The sequence below is a fragment of the Methylobacterium mesophilicum genome (assembly GCF_022179445.1).
Classification (GTDB): Bacteria; Pseudomonadota; Alphaproteobacteria; order Rhizobiales; family Beijerinckiaceae; genus Methylobacterium; species Methylobacterium mesophilicum.
Genome location: NZ_BPQU01000001.1, coordinates 184,543 through 200,220, shown reverse-complemented (window position 1 = coordinate 200,220; position 15,678 = coordinate 184,543). Strand labels below are relative to the sequence as shown.

Here is a 15,678-nt window from a genome sequence, read left to right as displayed (position 1 = left end):
CCGGACCGCGGCGAAACGGCCAAGCTTGAATCGCGCGCAAAACGGAACCGCGCCCGATCGGGGTTCGATCGGGCGCGGTTCTCGGGTCCGGCTCTGATGCGACGGGGGGCGCCGCAGCGGTATCCCGCTCGGAATCCTAGTCCTGAAGCATCCGCTTCAGCAGCTCGACCTCGTCGCCGAGGATCGTATCCTCGCCGATCAGCTTCTCGATCTTGCGCACCGCGTGCAGCACGGTGGTGTGGTCGCGTCCGCCGAACCGCCGGCCGATCTCGGGCAGCGAGCGCAGGGTCAGCACCTTCGACAGATACATCGCGATCTGCCGCGGCTTGACCACGGCGGCGGTGCGCCGCTCCGACAGGATGTCCGAGCGAGAGACGTTGTAGCGCGAGGCGACCAGCTTCTGGATGTCCTCGATCTTGATCCGCTTCGGCTCGCGGTTCTTCACGAGGTCGCGGATCGCGCTCTCGGCGGTCTCCATGGTGACGGCGGTGCCGGTGAGCGTGGCATGGGCCAGCAGACGGTTGACCGCGCCTTCGAGGTCGCGGCCGTTGGCCGTGATCGCCCGGGCCACGTAGGTCGCGACCTGCGGCGACACGTCGAAGCCCGGATGCGCCACCCGAACCGCGGCGAGCCGCGCCGACAGGATCGAGACGCGCAGGGCCTCGTCGAGGGCCGTGATCTCGACCACCAGGCCGCCGCCCAGGCGCGAGCGCACGCGCTCGTCCAGCGCCTCCAGCTCGGTCGGGGGCCGGTCGGAGGCGACGACGACCTGCCGGCCGGCATCGATCAGCGCGTTGATGGTGTGGCCGAACTCGGCCTGGATCGACTTGCCCTGGATGAACTGGACGTCGTCCAGGATCAGCAGGTCGATGCCGCGCAGGCGCTCCTTGTAGGCCAGCGCCGACTGGGTCTTCAGGGCGTTGACGAAGCCGTACATGAAGCGGTCGGCGGTCAGGTAGATCACCCGGCGGCCGGCCTCGCGGGCGGCGTGGCCGATGCCGTGCAGCAGGTGCGTCTTGCCGAGGCCGACGCCGGCATGGAGGTAGAGCGGGTTGTACAGCGCGCCCTCGCCCTGGTGCCGGGCGACCCGCTCGGCGGCGGCGTGGGCCAGCGCGTTCGAGCGGCCGATGACGAAGCTCGCGAAGGTCAGCCGCGCGTCCAGCGGCGTGCCGCTGAGGTCACCCCCCGCTTCGGCGGAGCGATGCTCCGACGGCGTGGAGACGGCCGCAACCGGCGCCGGCGTCCCGGTGGCGTGGAGCCGGGCCAGCGGGCCGCTGGCGGCTCCGGCCTTGGGCGCGCCGACGGCGGCCGGACGGACCGGGGCGGCCGTGCCGCGCACGCCGACTTCGATCCGGCCGATCTCCTCGGCCTCGGCCTTGAAGGTGCCGAGCACCCGGTCGAGGTAGTGCGACTCGATCCAGCTCTTGAGGAAGCGCGTCGGCACCGTCAGCCGCGCCGTCCCGGCGGTCACGCCCTCCAGTTCCAGGCGGGCGAACCAGCTGGCGAACACATCCTCGCCCAGCTCGGCGCGCAGCCGACGCTTCACCCGCGCCCAGGCGGGTGCAAAATCCGTGTTGCCGGCGCTGCGGCCGCCCTCGTCGTCGCTCGCCACCGTTCCGTCGACACGCATCACTGGCTCTCCCGACGCCGCCGGCGGAAACCCGCTGGCCGCGCGTACGCACGATTTACGCCCTCAGCGTCCCGCATAATCGGGCGGGACAGACTCCGCTGGCGGAGTCAACTCCCCACCAAGGAACTTTTGCCGATTGGAAGAGCCTATCAACAATTACCTACAGTTCCTTTAACAGTGGGACTTGTGGGGATGGCCCAGATTCCCAACTGCAAGTGTTCTGCGATCCAACCGGGTGGCTCGATAGAGTCTTGGCGAATCGGAATGATTCGCTCACGTCCCGAAATCGACGGTCTTTTCTTGAACACAGTCAGTTTCTGTTAAGATACACGCCACCCCAAGACTCCGCAACGTGCGAAATTCTGGTCTAGGGTTAACGCTTCGCCACCCGGGCCGGGCCAGGAAGGCCGGCGGCGCTCCGGAACGCGGACACGAAAAAGCCCGGCGCGGAGGCCGGGCTTGGTGTCGTCTTACGTGGTGCGGTGGCGGGATTAGGCGGCCAGCGCCTTCACCCGGGCGGCCAGGCGCGAGACCTTCCGCGAGGCGTTGTTCTTGTGAACGATGCCGTGCTGGGCGGCGCGCATCATCTCGGGTTCGGCGGCCCGCAGCGCGGTCAGCGCGTCCTGCTGGTTGCCGGCGGCGATCGCCTCTTCGACCTTGCGGACGAAGGTGCGCATGCGCGAGCGGCGCGAGCGGTTGACCGCCGTCCGCTTCTCGATCTTGCGGGTCATTTTCTTGGCCGAAGCGGTGTTGGCCATGGAGTCCTCGTTCTCTTCGTCGGGCGATGCCGACGGGCCGGCTCAGCCGGGAATCGGTCGTCGCATCAGGTTGTCAGGCGATGGCCGCGTAACGGCGCACGCAAAAGCGCGTCGTTCCGGCGAAGCGGCCTCTATAGTTAGCGCGATGCGGCGCGTCAACGCGGAAGATCCCGGAGCGCGCCGGTCGGGCCGACATTCCTAGATCTTGACATCTCTCCTATGTTCTTTCTTTGTTCTTTCGGCCGCAACAGGGCGGCATGGCGGGGTGGGGCCACCATGCGTGACGAATCTCAAGCGCACAGCGAAGCAATCATTCTGCGCCACGTTCTGGCTGGCCTCACCCTTGAGACGAAGCTGATGCGCCTGCAGCGGCAGCTCCAGGCCAAAAATTGGGAGACCCAGCCGCGCGCGCCAGCGGGACAGCCGAACGTCGGCGAGTGGGTGCCGGCCCCCGGCGGTGGCCAGTGGGCCTCGCTCCACGGGGATCGACCCGGCGGACCGTCCCGACAGGATCCACCCGCGCTCACGGACAGCACGACGCTCGAGGATGGGACGCGCATCCTCTCGATCCGCGTACATGCCGGGCGAAAATCCTTCGATGAACGACACACCGTCACGGCGCCGGATGGCGAGAGCCGGATCTTCGAGACATCCGGCGAAACCCAGACGATTCGAGATGGCAATACGGGTGAAGTTCTGTCGCGGACCACCTTCGCGCCGACAGGTCTCGTCGCTGAACCGTTTGCTCAACCTGCCCTGGCCCCTGCCCTACCTCTGATTGCCGCCCCAGTCATCGCAACCTTCGAGCTTGGGTTGCAACTCCTGACCTATCTCTCTGCCCGGGAGGACGGGTACGGCACCGCTCTGGGGCTTACAGCGCAAGAATATAAAACCGGGGACGATCCGCAAATGAGTATGCCGATCTGGATTGGCCGGCTCAGCCAAGCTCAATTGGACGAAGCTTGTCCAAGAAATGGGGAAGTGCAAGCGATCGTGGACGAGGTAACTGCGCGTGTGACAGCGCAAGGCGGATACGCAAACGCGGCGCAGTTGGGTACAAAGATTCACGTCAAGATCGCGCAGATTATCAATGAAAAGAAAGACCAAAATTTTGTTGCAGAACTAATTCTAGCCGAACGGAATAAAAATCAAAATTTTATCATGCCTGGTAGTAAAAGATCCGACGTATTCGAAAGAGCTCGCATCGATACTACATGTATCTACGATCCAAAAACCGGTCGAAGGGGATGGACCCCTCGACAAGCCGTCCACACAATCAAGGCGGCAAAACGCAAATTTCCCGAAGTCGTGCGATTTATCATGATACAGGTGAGACCCAGGAAATGGCCGCATTGATTCTTACACCGGCGCAGCAAATCCGAGATTTGTCTGCTCCGCTGGTAGATCGAAATCAAGATGTCGTTCTAACTGGCGGCAAATTTATATGCCTTCAAAGTGTTGGTCATATCGCTAGGCAGATACGGATCCATAACCGACCAAGCCGTGGATACTTCACGCTCGAATGGCGACTAACGGAGTTGTATATCCGGGGGGATAAATTCGATTTCGGAGGCTATGGTCGATCGATCGGCTTGATTGGTCGATCCCGTCGGTTCAAACCCGCCGGCCAGGACGGAGTCTGGGATTGGGACGACCCGATGATCCGTGGCGATTTCGTCGAGCAAATTGAGACGGAAGTTCTGCCCCTTCTCAGATCCTTAGACTCGATCGAGAAAATCGTGACCTTCATCCTATCCCGAGAATCAAGAGGCTACAGTTTTCACAAGGATCATATCTGGATGTGTTTCACGCAGGCAGCTCTTGGCGAGTTTGCAAGTGCAAGAATGCATTGGGAGTTCATCACTCCGAGCTTTAAGGAACAACATGAAAAGCAGACAGCAATCGATGGCGAACCGATGTCAGACTATTTTCGCAGCGGCCTCGCCGTGGGGGACGCTTTGAAAGAGCGCGATCATATGGCCTTGGCAAAGCTTCTTTGGGAGAACGAGCGCACCGAAGCAGACCGGTTCAAGCTCGGTCGCCACTGGCAGCCGACAGCGTTTCCATTTCAGAAAGCTGCCACACCCGCTACGGTCGCCGGCGGACCGGATCAACAATGATCGCCGCCTGAGGGACAGGTATCAATTCGAGCGCGTCGACAGCGGCCACAATCCGAACAGCAAAGAGATAAGCGCGATAGAGGGATCAGCAGCCAGATAGTCGCGGCAACCCGGAGTTGGCCAAAGTCTCCAGTGTCGTCCACGGACCCGCATCGACTCGCGGGGGAGGGAAGCGCATGGAAAAGCATACAATCTTCGACGTGCTAAAAGCCTTAGGCGGCAAATAGTGCATTCCGACTTGCGAGAGATCGGCCGGATACGATCAGGGTCGATGCGAACTCTGTACAGATTGCGGCTCGAAATAGGGTGCTTCGATGACAATCACGTCGAGGCATCGACATTCAGAGGAACAGGAGGCATTGATGGAGGGCATGGTTATCTGTTGAAGATATTGGCCGCGAATCCGATGGATTGGATTTCTGCTATGGGATAGCGCAATGTCGCGGAGCAATGGCGGCGCGTAGCACTTGAAAGCAAACGATCACTCCGGCCAGCGCAAAGCCGCCGCCGCCGCAAGCGTCCCGACCACGGCGGCGATCAGGGTCAGCGCCGTCAGCACCGCGAGCGGCACGAGGAACGGCACCGTGCCCCCCGTCGCCGCCTGGGCGGCCGAGACGCCGAAGATCAAGCTCGGGATCATCAGCGGCAGGACCAGGACCGCGAGAATCAGCCCGCCCCGGCGGATCGAGGCCGTCAGCGCCGCCCCGACCGCGCCGATGAAGCTGAGCGCCGGGGTTCCGGCGAGCAGCGTCAGCGCGGTGGCGCCCATGGCGGTGCCGTCGAGGGCGACGAGCAGGCCGAAGAGCGGCGAGGCCAGCGCCAGGGGCAGTCCCGTCGTCAGCCAGTGCGCCGTGACCTTGGCGAGCACCACGCCTTCGAGGGGCACCGGGGCGGCGGTCATCAGGTCGAGGGATCCGTCCTCCTCGTCGGCCTGGAACAGGCGGTCGAGGCCGATGAGGGTCGAGAGCACCGCGGCGAGCCACAGGATGGCCGGGCCGATCCGCGACAGCAGGTTGAGATCGGGTCCGAGCGCGAACGGCACCAGGGCGACGATCATCAGGAAGAACACCAGCGACAGGGCGCCGGAGCCGCCGACGCGGCCGGCGAGCCGCAGGTCGCGGGCGATCAGCGCGAGGATGGCACGGGTCACGCCCAATCCTCCGCAGGCTCGGGCTCCGGCGCGGTCCCAGGCTCGATGCGCAACTCTGCCGCCCCGTCGAGGCCCAGCGGCTGGTGGGTGGCGGCGATCACGAGGCCGCCGCCTGCCCGGTGGGCCGCCATCAGGCCGGCGAGCAAGGCTTGCGAGGTGGCGTCGAGGGCCGCCGTCGGCTCGTCGAGGAGCCAGAGCGGGCGATCGCAGACCAGCAGCCGCGCCAGGGCCACGCGCCGCCTCTGGCCGGCCGACAGGTAGCCGACCGGCAGGTCGTGGGCGTGGCCGAGGCCGAGCCGGTCCAGGGCCTCCCGGGGCGACAGGCGCGGTGCGCCGAGGAGGCTCTGCGCGAAGCGCAGGTTCTCGCCGGCCGACAGCGAACTCTTGAGGCCGTCGCGGTGGCCGACCGCATGGAGGCATTCGGGCAGGCTCGCCTCGCCGACCTCGGCCAAGGCGATGCGCCCGGCATCGGGCCGCAGCCGGCCCGTCAGGATGGCGAGCAGGCTCGACTTGCCCGCGCCGTTCCGCCCGGTCACCGCCAGGGCGTCGCCGGGCCCGAGGGCGAAGGTCAGGCCGGAGAAGATCCGCCGGCCGGAGCGGCGGCAGGCGAGATTGTCGACGCTGAGCCGCACCCGGTACCCCGCCCTCTCCCGCCGGCAGGCGGCCAGACCGATCCGCGTCGCCCCGCCGCGCGGACGGGAGCGGACACCCGGCGCCTCCATGCCCGATTGCGGCGCATAACGGAACCGTGCCGGGACGAGCCGGCTTTTTTCACCGTTTGCGGAGGCTGGCATGGACGAGGCGGGACACCCGAGCGAGGCGGACGTCGCCGCGACGGCCGATGCGAGGGCCGGCCGGGCCCTGGTCGAGGCCCGCGTGGCCCTCTGCACCCCGGCGGAGCAGGCGGCGTTCTGGGAGGCGGTCGGGCGCTGCTTCGGCGGCGGCAAACCGCCTGAGATCCAAGGCGACGCCTGATCAGCTGCCTTTGCGCGTCAGCGCCCGCAACGCCCCCCGGAATGTGCGCACGTCCTGCTCGGTCAGGCCCATGCGGTGGAGCATGTCGCGCATGTTGCGGGCGATGATGTCGCGCTTCTCGGGCGGGTAGAACCGGGCTCCGTCGAGGGCCGCCTCCAGGCTGCCGAACAGGGACATAAGGGCCTCGCGGCTGGCCGGCGGCGCCAGCAGCTCGCCCGAGAACGGCAGAACCGCCCGCCCGCTGGCCTGCCGCCAGGCGTAGCCCACCAGCAGCACCGCCTGAGCCAGGTTCAGCGACGGGAAGTCCGGCGACACCGGGAACGTGATGATGGCGTCGGCCAGCGACACCTCTTCGTTGGTGAGCCCGACCCGCTCGCGGCCGAACATCACCGCGACGCGCTGCCCCTGCCGGGCGACCACCTCGCCCATGGCGTCCTCGGGGGCGAGGACCTGCTTCATCTGACCGCGCTCGCGCGCCGTGGTGGCGAGCACGTAGTGGAGATCGCCGATCGCCTCGGCGACGCTGGCGTGGATCGTCGCCCGGTCGAGCACGTGGGTCGCCCCGGAGGCCGCCTCGCGCACGCCTTTCTTCGGCCAGCCGTTCTTGGGGTTGACGAGGCGCAGCTCCGACAGGCCGAAATTCGCCATGGCCCGGGCGGTCATGCCGATGTTCTCGGCGAGCTGCGGCTCCACCAGGATCACCACCGGGGCGATTCCGGGCGGCACCTCGGTGAGCTTGGTCGGAGCCTGGTCCTGCGGGTCTTGGGTCGTCATGCCGGCCCTCTGGCACAGGGGGCGACCGCCCGTCGAGGGCCGGGTGACGATGCCGCCCGGATGACAGCCCGCGCCTTCCGCTGCCGGAAGGGGCGCGCTATGTCGCCGGGGGCGAAACGTACCCAATCGACGGTTGGGCGGGCGACCGCACGGCCCTTGCATGCCGTGCGCGGGGACAACGCGAGAAGGCATCGGTCCATGGCGAAGATCAAGGTAGCGAACCCCGTCGTTGAACTCGACGGCGACGAGATGACCCGGATCATCTGGGCCGAGATCAAGAACAAGCTCATCCATCCCTACCTCGACGTCGACCTCGAATATTACGACCTCGGCGTCGAGCACCGCGACGCAACGGCTGACAAGGTCACGGTCGATGCTGCCGAGGCGATCAAGCGCCACGGCGTCGGCGTGAAGTGCGCCACCATCACCCCCGACGAGCAGCGGGTGCAGGAATTCGGCCTCAAGGAGATGTGGCGGTCGCCCAACGGCACGATCCGCAACATCCTGGGCGGCGTGATCTTCCGCGAGCCGATCATCTGCAAGAACGTCCCGCGCCTCGTGCCCGGCTGGACCCAGCCCTTCGTGATCGGCCGCCACGCCTACGGCGACCAGTACCGCGCCACCGACTTCAAGGTGCCCGGCAAGGGGCGCCTGACCATCAAGTTCGAGGGCGACGACGGCACCGTCATCGAGAAGGAGGTGTTCAAGTTCCCGGACGCCGGCGTCGCGATGTCGATGTACAACCTCGACCAGTCGATCATCGACTTCGCCCGCGCCTCGCTGAACTATGGCCTTGCCCGCAAGTACCCGGTCTACCTGTCGACCAAGAACACCATCCTCAAGGCCTATGACGGCCGGTTCAAGGACCTGTTCCAGAAGGTCTACGAGGAGGAGTTCGAGGCCAAGTTCAAGCCGCTCGGGATCACCTACGAGCACCGCCTGATCGACGACATGGTCGCGTCCTGCCTGAAATGGTCGGGCGGCTACGTCTGGGCCTGCAAGAACTACGACGGCGACGTGCAGTCGGACACCGCCGCGCAGGGCTTCGGTTCGCTCGGCCTAATGACCTCGGTGCTGATGACCCCGGACGGCCAGACCGTCGAGGCCGAGGCCGCCCACGGCACGGTGACGCGCCACTTCCGCGAGCACCAGAAGGGCCGCGAGACCTCGACCAACTCGATCGCCTCGATCTTCGCCTGGACCCGCGGCCTGTCGCACCGGGCCAAGCTCGACGGCAACGACGACCTCGCCAAGTTCTCGGCGACGCTGGAGAAGGTCTGCGTGGATACCGTCGAGGCCGGACACATGACCAAGGACCTCGCGCTCCTGGTCGGACCCGACCAGAAGTGGCTCTCGACCACGGGCTTCCTCGACAAGGTCGATCAGAACCTGAAGACCGCGATGGGCGTCTGACACCTCCGTTCCGGTCGGAACCTGAACGGCGGGCGCCCCGGGGCGCCCGCCGTTTTCGTCTGGGGGCGGCGCCCCCTCCGGTTCAGGCTTCGGCCTGTCCATCCCCCCCGCAGCTCTGGGCGAGCGCCCGCCCGACCTCGATCAGCAGCAGGTCGATGGCGGCCCGCATCAGCGGATCGCCGACCGAATCGATCAGGTCGCGCACCGAGAGGCACTGCGCCGCGAGGGTGTCCAGGTGGCTATCGTTCATGGCGTTGGTTCTCATCAGGCGGCCAGGTAGGCCGGCTCGGACACGAGGACGGAGCGGCTGTCGCCGTGGACGGTGCGAAGGCGCGCCAAGGTGCGGGCGTCGAAGGCGGCGGTCGCCGCCATGATCTCCTCGCCGCCGATCTGGATCGGCAGGCCGAGGGGCTGGGCGCGGAAATGCAGTTGGATGACGTGGATCATGTACAGGGTCGGCATCTGCAGCAGCAGGCCGGTGAGCCCGTGCGCCATGCCCCACTCGACGATGCCGGTGAGCAGGGCGATCGAGACCGGATTGACCACCCGGCCCCGGGCGCGGTGGGAGCGGGCGACGCCCTGCCGGGTCCATTCCCAGAGGTGCGGGCCGGCGGGACGCGCCCCCTCGCAGAGCTCCGGGTAGACGTCGGAGAGGAGGTGCGGGCGCGTGGTCGGCAGGAGGCGGCTGTAGCCGATGACGGCATCGCCCTCCATGGCCAGGAAGTGCACCGCGTGCGGCGTGTCGAACTGGTCGATCTCGCGTCCGTCCGGACGGGCGAGGTCGGTCCAGCCCTTCTCCTCGACGAAGATCTGGTGCCGCAGGCGCCAAGCCTGCTCCATCGCGTCGCCGTAGCGACAGGCGTTGGCGGGGGTGACCACATGGATCATGGAACAACCTCACGTCTCGATGCGTGAGTGTTCCGCGTTCGGGCTCGGGTGTGTACTACGTAAAACCGTAGGGTTACGTGTATCGCTTAGCGCCGATGCAACCGTGGATTTGGGGCCGGATCGCGGACCCAGCGGGTGCGGCGTTCAGGTGATGAGGCCGGCCCGCAGGGCCTGGGCGACGGTGTGCGCCTTGTTGACCGTGTCGAGCTTCGTGCGCGCCGAGCGCAGATGATAGTCGACGCCCGAGGCGGTGATGCCCATCACCATCCCGATCTCCGCGTCGGTCTTGCCTTCGGCGGCCCATTGCAGGGTCTCGCGCTCCCGGGGCGACAGGCGCACCGGCTCGCCGGCGGTGGGACGGCTGTTCATCAGGAGCAGTTGCCCGACCGCGTAGGTCGCCACCAGGTTGACCGCGATGCGGTCGGCCGCCTCGATCTCGATCGCTGCGCCGGAAAAGCTGATCCCGCCCGGCTCGCCGTCGAGGGTGACGAACGGGATCGTCAGGCCGGCCCGGATGCCGAATTCGGTGGCCTCGTCCATGACGCGGCCGGCCACCGGCGTCTCGGCCTGCACGGCGCTCCAGTCGAACGGGACGGCGCTGGTGCAGAGCCGGCGAACCGTCGGGTCGTGCAGGGCGTAGCCCCGGGTCACGTAACGGCGGGCCCATTCCTCCGGCATCGTGCTGGCGAGGACGAAGCCGCCGTGGCGCCGCGGCGGCAGCCCGGGTTCCGGCACGATGCCGGCCATCACGTACGAAACCCCGTATCCGCGGAATGCGCCCACGAGCAGTTGGGCGATCTCGTCCGGCGTCGCGGCCCGGTCGAGGTCGCGCAAGAGGTTGAAAGTCCTGTCCAAATGCTTCGCTTGCGGCATGCTCGCCCCGGATTTTACACGTAGCGCGACAAATCGCAGACCACCACAACCTGAGGATGGCATCTTGAACGCTTCGGCGATAGGTTGTTGGCGAAATCTGTCCCGCGGCCGGGGCGTCCTCCGGCACCGATGTGTGAAGCGGATCGAGTGCGAGTTTCAGGTCCATGATCGACGATGAGACTTCTCCGACGACGCGCTCGCTCCTGGAGCGCATCGCCGCCACGCTGGACGTGCCGGCCTCCTACTTCTTCCGCGTCGATTGCATGCCGGTCGATCCGTCGGGGGTGAGCGCGGCGCAGTGCGACGAGGTCACGTCGCTGTTCCGTGCGATCAAATCGCCCGCCCGCCGGGACGCCGTGATGCGGCTGCTCCGCGAGATGGCCAGCGATAGCTAACGCCCGCCTCCGAAAAGCGTATCGGACGGGCACCAACGACCATTCGGGATCACAGGCTCGACTTCGATCCGCGTTGGCGCGCTTCAAGCCGGCTTCGATCGGCCCCGGTTTCCGGGGGCCGGGCATCGCCCCGGAGATGCATGCGACCGAAGGTGGTCGATACCAAGGTTTCCGATCTGCCGCCTACACGATGCCCCGATCACCGCCAGCCGCTTTTGCCGGGCACCGCCGGTGTCGGCCGAGCCGCCGCGCAGCTGAGATATCTCCGCCGCGTCTTTGAAGAGGATCCGGCAGGACGAGCGTTCCGACGCTCAGGACGCCACCAGCAAGGCGGCACCGGCCACGCCGGACAGGACCAGCCGCAGGCGGCCGAGCCAGAGCGGCACGAGGCCGCGTCGGGTCAGGTCCTGATCGATCAGGCCCCAGGCCAGGACGAGGACGCCGAGCACGCGCAGGTCCCAGGGGGCCGGCGCCGCCATCGCGGCCCAGGCCACCAGGGACGGTACGATCGCCACGACATAATCGCCGTTGCCGGAGTTGCGGGCCGCTGCCGCGCCCCAGCGGATGCCGCCCAGGAACGACGCGATCACCGCCCCATACGCCGACAGGATCGTGCGGGGCGACAGGCCGATGCTGCTCAACCCGCCGTCCGAGCCCGAAACTGCGAGCGCCGCGAAACCCAGGAACGGGATGAGGCCGGCCACGCCGAGCACGAGCGCGCTCATCGGGACAGAGTTCCGGTGCGCCATCCATCCTCCGAGCCGCCGCACGGGCGGCCGCCACGCCGTGTTTACACGGGCAGGTATCGCCCGATCCGAGCGTTCACGCATCGTGGGAGAGCGGTCAAGCTGGGATCAGGGCGGCAAAACACAGCAGGCGTTCGCCGCCTTTCGGGCCACGCGTCCGGGTCCTGAAACGTCCCAGGCCGCGCCGGGGATACACGGATCGCGCGGCCGTGGTTGCCCGCATGGCGCGACGCGCCGGGCGCTGGGTTAGGATCAACCCCCCGAAGCCACGAGCGGAAAGCTCCCTGCGTCCTTCAAGCGGTGGCTGGGTCGATGCGGCCACACGCCGTCATCCCTGGGCAGCACGGCGGAGCCCAGGATCCAGAACCACCGACGTGTCAAGTTCCTGCACGGACAGCGTTTCCGGATTCCGGGCTCGCCTGCGGCACTCCGGTATGACGGCGCGGGTTATCAGGTATGGGGTGTCGGTCCTCAGAAACTGAGTCTTCCAACCCATGTAGCCCGTAGCCACGAGGCGAGGAGCGCGTCGCCTCCCGCATCGAGCGAGAGGTGACCATCGACGCCGGTTGCCATCGGCCGGGAGGAGGTTCGCACGGCCGCTATGACTTGCGGGCCGGAGCGGTGAAGCCGGTCGGGCTCGGGGTCGGGGCACCGAGGAGCGACATCGGCGCGGTGATGCCGTCCTTCGCGGCGGGGGGCTCGTTGACGGCGGCGTCGAGCTTACGCGGCTTGAAGGTCCCCGCGAGGCTCTTGGCGCTGGCCAGATCGGTAGGGCTGAGCTTGTTCGCCACGTCGTCCCGCTTCTTGGCCGCGTCGTCGTCGCCCTGCCCAGCGGCAGCCGAGAACCATGCGTAAGACTGGACCAGGTCCTGCGTCAGGCCGAGGCCGCGGGCGTAGAGCACCGCAAGGTTGTACTGGCTGTCGCGGACGCCGAACTCGGCGCCCTGGCGGAACCACGAGGCTGCCGAGGCGAAATCGGGCTTGCCGTTGGCGGCGGGGTTCTCGGCGTAGAGCACCGCGAGGTTGTGCATCGAGCGGGCATGGCCCTGCTCGGCGGCCCGGCCGTACCAGAGCTTCGCCTTGTCGAGGTCCCGGACCACGCCGGACCCCTTCTCGTAGTGGCCGGCGAGCTTGTACTCGGCCGGGGCGTAACCGGCCGCGGCCAGCTTCTCGAACAGCTTCGCGGCGACCGAGAGGTCCCGGGGTATGCCGCGGCCGTCCGCTTCGCGGGAGGCCAGATCCCAGATCGCCGTGCCGTCGCCGTCCAGCGCCGCCTGCTTCACCTTGGCGAGGGCCGGCGGAACCGTGCCCAGATCCGCCTGCAGGGTGTTCATGCCAGAGACCTGCGGTACCGCAGCCCGGGCGGCGGCTCCCCGCGCCTCGGCGGGAAGCGGCGTCGGCAGGGCCTGCGTGGTCACCGGATCGGCCACCGGCGGCTTCTGCGCCGGAGCCTCCGCGGCGGTCTCCGGGCGGGCGTCCCGGGCGGGCTCGGCCCGGTTCGGGGCGACCTGCGAGGTCTGGACCGTCCGCGGCGCCTCGTCGGGGGCGCGCATGCTGATCGCCTGGAGCGCGCCCAGAGCCAACACGATGGCGGCGAGGCCGAGCAGGAGGGGCCGCCGCCGGCGGTTGATCTCCGCCCGCAACCGGCTGAGTCGGCTCTCGCCCGCGGCGGCCGGCTCGCTTTCGGCCATGCGGGCGCGCAAGTCCCGGCGATCGGCCGGCGCCTCAGCGGCGAGTTCGGCCTGGGCAGCCTGGGCGGCCCGACGGGCGGCCGCGATGAAGCTGGTCTTGATGTCGGTCTCGCCGGCGGCCTCCGGAACCTGACGACCGCGCGCCGGCTCGGCCGAGCGCTCCCGCGCGGGCCGGCGGATGGCGGTGTCGCGGGCTGTGCGCGGCTCCCGGCCCGGACGGCCGCTGCCGGGTTCCAGCAGGTCGTCGGCCAGGCGCGACGCGTCGGACGCCGCGACCCGCGCCTCCGGGCTGGTGGAGGTCAAGAGCCGCTCGTCGAGCGACGGTGGGCGCGCGGCGGTCGGATCGGCCGGGCCGAGCCGGTTGACGAGGCGCTCCAGGGCGGACTGGACGCCCTCCAGGGTGGCACCGAGACGCTGGTCCGAGGCGATCTGCCGGGCCTGCATGTCGGCCAGGCTCGCCCGCAGGAGGCCGATCTCGCCGAGTTCGGCGCTCGGCAGGCCGGAGCCCTTGAGGGTCTGGGCCACGGCGTTGCGCGCGGCGCGCTCGACGACGGCCTCGCTCGGCGCCGATTCGCGCAGGGCCGCGACCTGCTGCAGCAGGTCGTCCATGGTGCGCTCGAGGCCGGCCAGGGCCGGGTCGCCGCTGCGGGGGGCATCGAGCCGGCCCGCGAGCGAGACGACCTGCTTCTCCAGGGCGTCGAGGCCCTCGTTCTCCGGGCGGCTGCCGACCTGATCGACCTTCTCGGCGAGGCTGCGCAGCATCGCGTGGATCGAGGCCATGTCGCCGGCCTGAGCCGACTCGGACGCTTCGGCGCGGTCGTAGCGCTGGTCGCGGGTGTAGAGGCCGTCGACCTTGTCGGCCAGCGTCTGGATCTGCTCGGCGATGGCAGCCGGGGCGCCCGTGCGGACGTCGCTGCGGATCTCCTCCAGCAGCGGGCGCAGGCTGGCGTCGCTCCCCATGCGCTGCAGCTGCGCGATCTGGGCGCTCACGGCCTGAAGGCTGTTGGCGAGACTCTGGATCCGCTCCGGGCCGGCCAGGGCGCCGATCAGGCGGCGGATCTCTTCGAGTTCCGCGAACAGACCGGCCAGAGTATGGTTGTCCGAACCGGCTTGGCCGGCCGCCGCGACGCTGTCGAGGCGCTCGGCCAAGCGGCGCACGTCGTCGGCCACGCGGGTGTGGACGTTCTCGGCGACCTCCTCGGCCAGGCGCTCGACCTGCGCCCGGACCTGCTCGACCGGCGCCGCGATCGCGGCGAGGTCGGTGCCGACCTGCGCCCGCTCGATGCCGTGGGCGAGCGAGGTCACGGCCTGCTCCAGCGCCCCGACATCGCGGCTGGTGGCCAGCTGATTGATCGCCTCGCGCAGACGCACGGTCTCGCGCTGCAGCTCGGACACGGCGGCGGACGGCGCCGCCATATCCTCGACGCGCGCCTCGAGGCGGCGGGCGAGGTCCATGCGCATGCTCGCCACGACGCCGCCGTCGGACCGGCCGCCGGCGAGCGCGCGCTCCCCGACGCCCTCCGACAGCTCGCGCTGGCGCTGGCGGATATCCTGGACGGCGTTGCGGATCTCGACCGCATCGGGCCGGCCGCGGCGGCCGGCGGGACGCCCGGAGGCGAATTGCTCGCCGAGCTGCGACATCCGCCGCTCGATGTCGCCGAGGCGCTCGGTCACCTGCTGGACCGGCGTCGCCTGCAGGGCGCGCTCGATCCGGGTCTCGATCTCGGCCAGGCGCCGGGCTTCGGTTTCCTGGGCGAGGCGCCGCTCCTCGTCGAGGGTGCGGTTGAGGCCGTCGATTCGGCTCATCAGGGCTGCGAAGCCCTCGCCGTAGGAGTCGGGGCTCTGCGCGTGCCGGCTCTCGGTCGGCCGCTCGAATGGCGAATGCCTTTGCTCGACGTGATCGTCGTGCTGGTCGATCTCGTGCCGGCTCTCCGGGCGCGCGGCCTGCTCGGCCCGCTGGCGGCGGCGCTGGCGCCGGTTGCCCTGGAGGCCCTGCTGCTGCGGCACCACGGAGGCGATCCAGGTCTCGAGCGGGACGCCCGCCCGCGCCGCGACGTCCCGGGCGGCGTCGAGCACCTCCGGGTCGAAACTGTCGAGCTGCGGCATGGCGTTACGGGTCATCGGAGGCCTGTCGTCGGCAGCGTTCGGCGCTGATCCTGTTCGCGGGGCGGGACCGAGAGACGGTATCCACGGAGCGCGGGTGCCGGATCGTTCGAAGGGACCTTTAACTTTCTTGGTAAACACACGGTTAAGGCGAGCATGACC

General features: G+C 68.4%; 15 protein-coding genes. 5 read left to right on the top strand and 10 right to left on the bottom strand.

Annotated features, from left to right (window positions below; all coding sequences use genetic code 11):
• Positions 1-136: 136 nt before the first annotated feature.
• Together dnaA and rpsT are read right to left on the bottom strand one after the other, a co-directional pair.
• Positions 137-1,630: a chromosomal replication initiator protein DnaA gene (gene dnaA / locus MFF40_RS00975; RefSeq protein ID WP_147896434.1), complete on the bottom strand. Its 1,494-nt coding sequence runs from the start codon at positions 1,628-1,630 to the stop codon at positions 137-139.
• Between the two features lie 491 nt (positions 1,631-2,121).
• Complete coding sequence (gene rpsT / locus MFF40_RS00970; RefSeq protein ID WP_147856441.1) at positions 2,122-2,388, bottom strand: 30S ribosomal protein S20; 267 nt, start codon at positions 2,386-2,388, stop codon at positions 2,122-2,124.
• Positions 2,389-2,664: 276 nt separating this feature from the next.
• On the opposite strand from rpsT, the gene MFF40_RS00965 reads away from it, so the two are divergent.
• Positions 2,665-3,744, top strand: a complete 1,080-nt coding sequence (locus MFF40_RS00965) for a hypothetical protein (protein WP_238259386.1) — start codon at positions 2,665-2,667, stop codon at positions 3,742-3,744.
• Entirely contained in the window at positions 3,732-4,508 is a 777-nt protein-coding gene (locus tag MFF40_RS00960) for a hypothetical protein (protein WP_238259384.1), read from the top strand. Before MFF40_RS00965 ends, MFF40_RS00960 begins: the two co-directional genes overlap by 13 nt.
• A gap of 481 nt (positions 4,509-4,989) precedes the next feature.
• Here MFF40_RS00960 and ccmB read toward each other — a convergent pair whose 3' ends face one another.
• Both ccmB and ccmA read right to left on the bottom strand, forming a co-directional pair.
• Positions 4,990-5,658 carry a heme exporter protein CcmB gene (gene ccmB / locus MFF40_RS00955; RefSeq protein ID WP_147856438.1) on the bottom strand — a complete coding sequence of 223 codons (669 nt, stop codon included), beginning with the start codon at positions 5,656-5,658 and terminating at the stop codon, positions 4,990-4,992.
• A complete protein-coding gene (ccmA, locus tag MFF40_RS00950) occupies positions 5,655-6,290 on the bottom strand; it encodes a heme ABC exporter ATP-binding protein CcmA (protein ID WP_147896453.1) in 636 nt (211 codons plus the stop codon). Before ccmA ends, ccmB begins: the two co-directional genes overlap by 4 nt.
• Positions 6,291-6,450: 160 nt before the next feature.
• On the opposite strand from ccmA, the gene MFF40_RS00945 reads away from it, so the two are divergent.
• A complete protein-coding gene (locus tag MFF40_RS00945) occupies positions 6,451-6,633 on the top strand; it encodes a hypothetical protein (protein ID WP_147896437.1) in 183 nt (60 codons plus the stop codon).
• On the opposite strand, the gene MFF40_RS00940 is transcribed toward MFF40_RS00945, so the two are convergent.
• Positions 6,634-7,407: an RNA methyltransferase gene (locus MFF40_RS00940; RefSeq protein ID WP_238259383.1), complete on the bottom strand. Its 774-nt coding sequence runs from the start codon at positions 7,405-7,407 to the stop codon at positions 6,634-6,636.
• A 198-nt stretch (positions 7,408-7,605) separates the two neighbouring features.
• Here MFF40_RS00940 and MFF40_RS00935 point away from each other — a divergent pair, with 198 nt between their 5' ends.
• Positions 7,606-8,820, top strand: a complete 1,215-nt coding sequence (locus MFF40_RS00935) for an NADP-dependent isocitrate dehydrogenase (RefSeq protein ID WP_058190103.1) — start codon at positions 7,606-7,608, stop codon at positions 8,818-8,820.
• An 82-nt stretch (positions 8,821-8,902) separates the two neighbouring features.
• Here MFF40_RS00935 and MFF40_RS00930 read toward each other — a convergent pair whose 3' ends face one another.
• The 3 genes from MFF40_RS00930 to MFF40_RS00920 all read right to left on the bottom strand — a co-directional run bounded on the left by MFF40_RS00930 (position 8,903) and on the right by MFF40_RS00920 (position 10,542).
• A complete protein-coding gene (locus MFF40_RS00930; protein WP_238259382.1) occupies positions 8,903-9,070 on the bottom strand; it encodes a hypothetical protein in 168 nt (55 codons plus the stop codon).
• Between the two features lie 14 nt (positions 9,071-9,084).
• Complete coding sequence (locus MFF40_RS00925) at positions 9,085-9,708, bottom strand: acyl-homoserine-lactone synthase (protein WP_238259381.1); 624 nt, start codon at positions 9,706-9,708, stop codon at positions 9,085-9,087.
• A gap of 144 nt (positions 9,709-9,852) precedes the next feature.
• The gene (locus tag MFF40_RS00920; RefSeq protein WP_238259380.1) at positions 9,853-10,542 is read right to left on the bottom strand and encodes an autoinducer binding domain-containing protein; all 690 of its coding nucleotides are present in this window, start codon (positions 10,540-10,542) and stop codon (positions 9,853-9,855) included.
• A 203-nt stretch (positions 10,543-10,745) separates the two neighbouring features.
• On the opposite strand from MFF40_RS00920, the gene MFF40_RS00915 reads away from it, so the two are divergent.
• Positions 10,746-10,976 (top strand): hypothetical protein, encoded by a 231-nt coding sequence (locus tag MFF40_RS00915; RefSeq protein ID WP_147855459.1) that lies wholly within the window; start codon positions 10,746-10,748, stop codon positions 10,974-10,976.
• Positions 10,977-11,287: 311 nt separating this feature from the next.
• On the opposite strand, the gene MFF40_RS00910 is transcribed toward MFF40_RS00915, so the two are convergent.
• Positions 11,288-11,725 (bottom strand): DUF3429 domain-containing protein, encoded by a 438-nt coding sequence (locus tag MFF40_RS00910; RefSeq protein WP_147855460.1) that lies wholly within the window; start codon positions 11,723-11,725, stop codon positions 11,288-11,290.
• A gap of 596 nt (positions 11,726-12,321) precedes the next feature.
• The gene (locus MFF40_RS00905) at positions 12,322-15,534 is read right to left on the bottom strand and encodes a tetratricopeptide repeat protein (protein WP_238259378.1); all 3,213 of its coding nucleotides are present in this window, start codon (positions 15,532-15,534) and stop codon (positions 12,322-12,324) included.
• Positions 15,535-15,678 lie beyond the last annotated feature (144 nt).

Bases quoted from the DNA above. Each gene is read 5' to 3' on its own strand.
- dnaA (WP_147896434.1), bottom strand. From the start codon at position 1,630: ATGCGTGTCGACGGAACGGTGGCGAGCGACGACGAGGGCGGCCGCAGC.
- rpsT (WP_147856441.1), bottom strand. From the start codon at position 2,388: ATGGCCAACACCGCTTCGGCCAAGAAAATGACCCGCAAGATCGAGAAG.
- MFF40_RS00965 (WP_238259386.1), top strand. From the start codon at position 2,665: ATGCGTGACGAATCTCAAGCGCACAGCGAAGCAATCATTCTGCGCCAC.
- MFF40_RS00960 (WP_238259384.1), top strand. From the start codon at position 3,732: ATGGCCGCATTGATTCTTACACCGGCGCAGCAAATCCGAGATTTGTCT.
- MFF40_RS00945 (WP_147896437.1), top strand. From the start codon at position 6,451: ATGGACGAGGCGGGACACCCGAGCGAGGCGGACGTCGCCGCGACGGCC.
- MFF40_RS00940 (WP_238259383.1), bottom strand. From the start codon at position 7,407: ATGACGACCCAAGACCCGCAGGACCAGGCTCCGACCAAGCTCACCGAG.
- MFF40_RS00935 (WP_058190103.1), top strand. From the start codon at position 7,606: ATGGCGAAGATCAAGGTAGCGAACCCCGTCGTTGAACTCGACGGCGAC.
- MFF40_RS00930 (WP_238259382.1), bottom strand. From the start codon at position 9,070: ATGAACGATAGCCACCTGGACACCCTCGCGGCGCAGTGCCTCTCGGTG.
- MFF40_RS00925 (WP_238259381.1), bottom strand. From the start codon at position 9,708: ATGATCCATGTGGTCACCCCCGCCAACGCCTGTCGCTACGGCGACGCG.
- MFF40_RS00915 (WP_147855459.1), top strand. From the start codon at position 10,746: ATGATCGACGATGAGACTTCTCCGACGACGCGCTCGCTCCTGGAGCGC.
- MFF40_RS00910 (WP_147855460.1), bottom strand. From the start codon at position 11,725: ATGGCGCACCGGAACTCTGTCCCGATGAGCGCGCTCGTGCTCGGCGTG.
- MFF40_RS00905 (WP_238259378.1), bottom strand. From the start codon at position 15,534: ATGACCCGTAACGCCATGCCGCAGCTCGACAGTTTCGACCCGGAGGTG.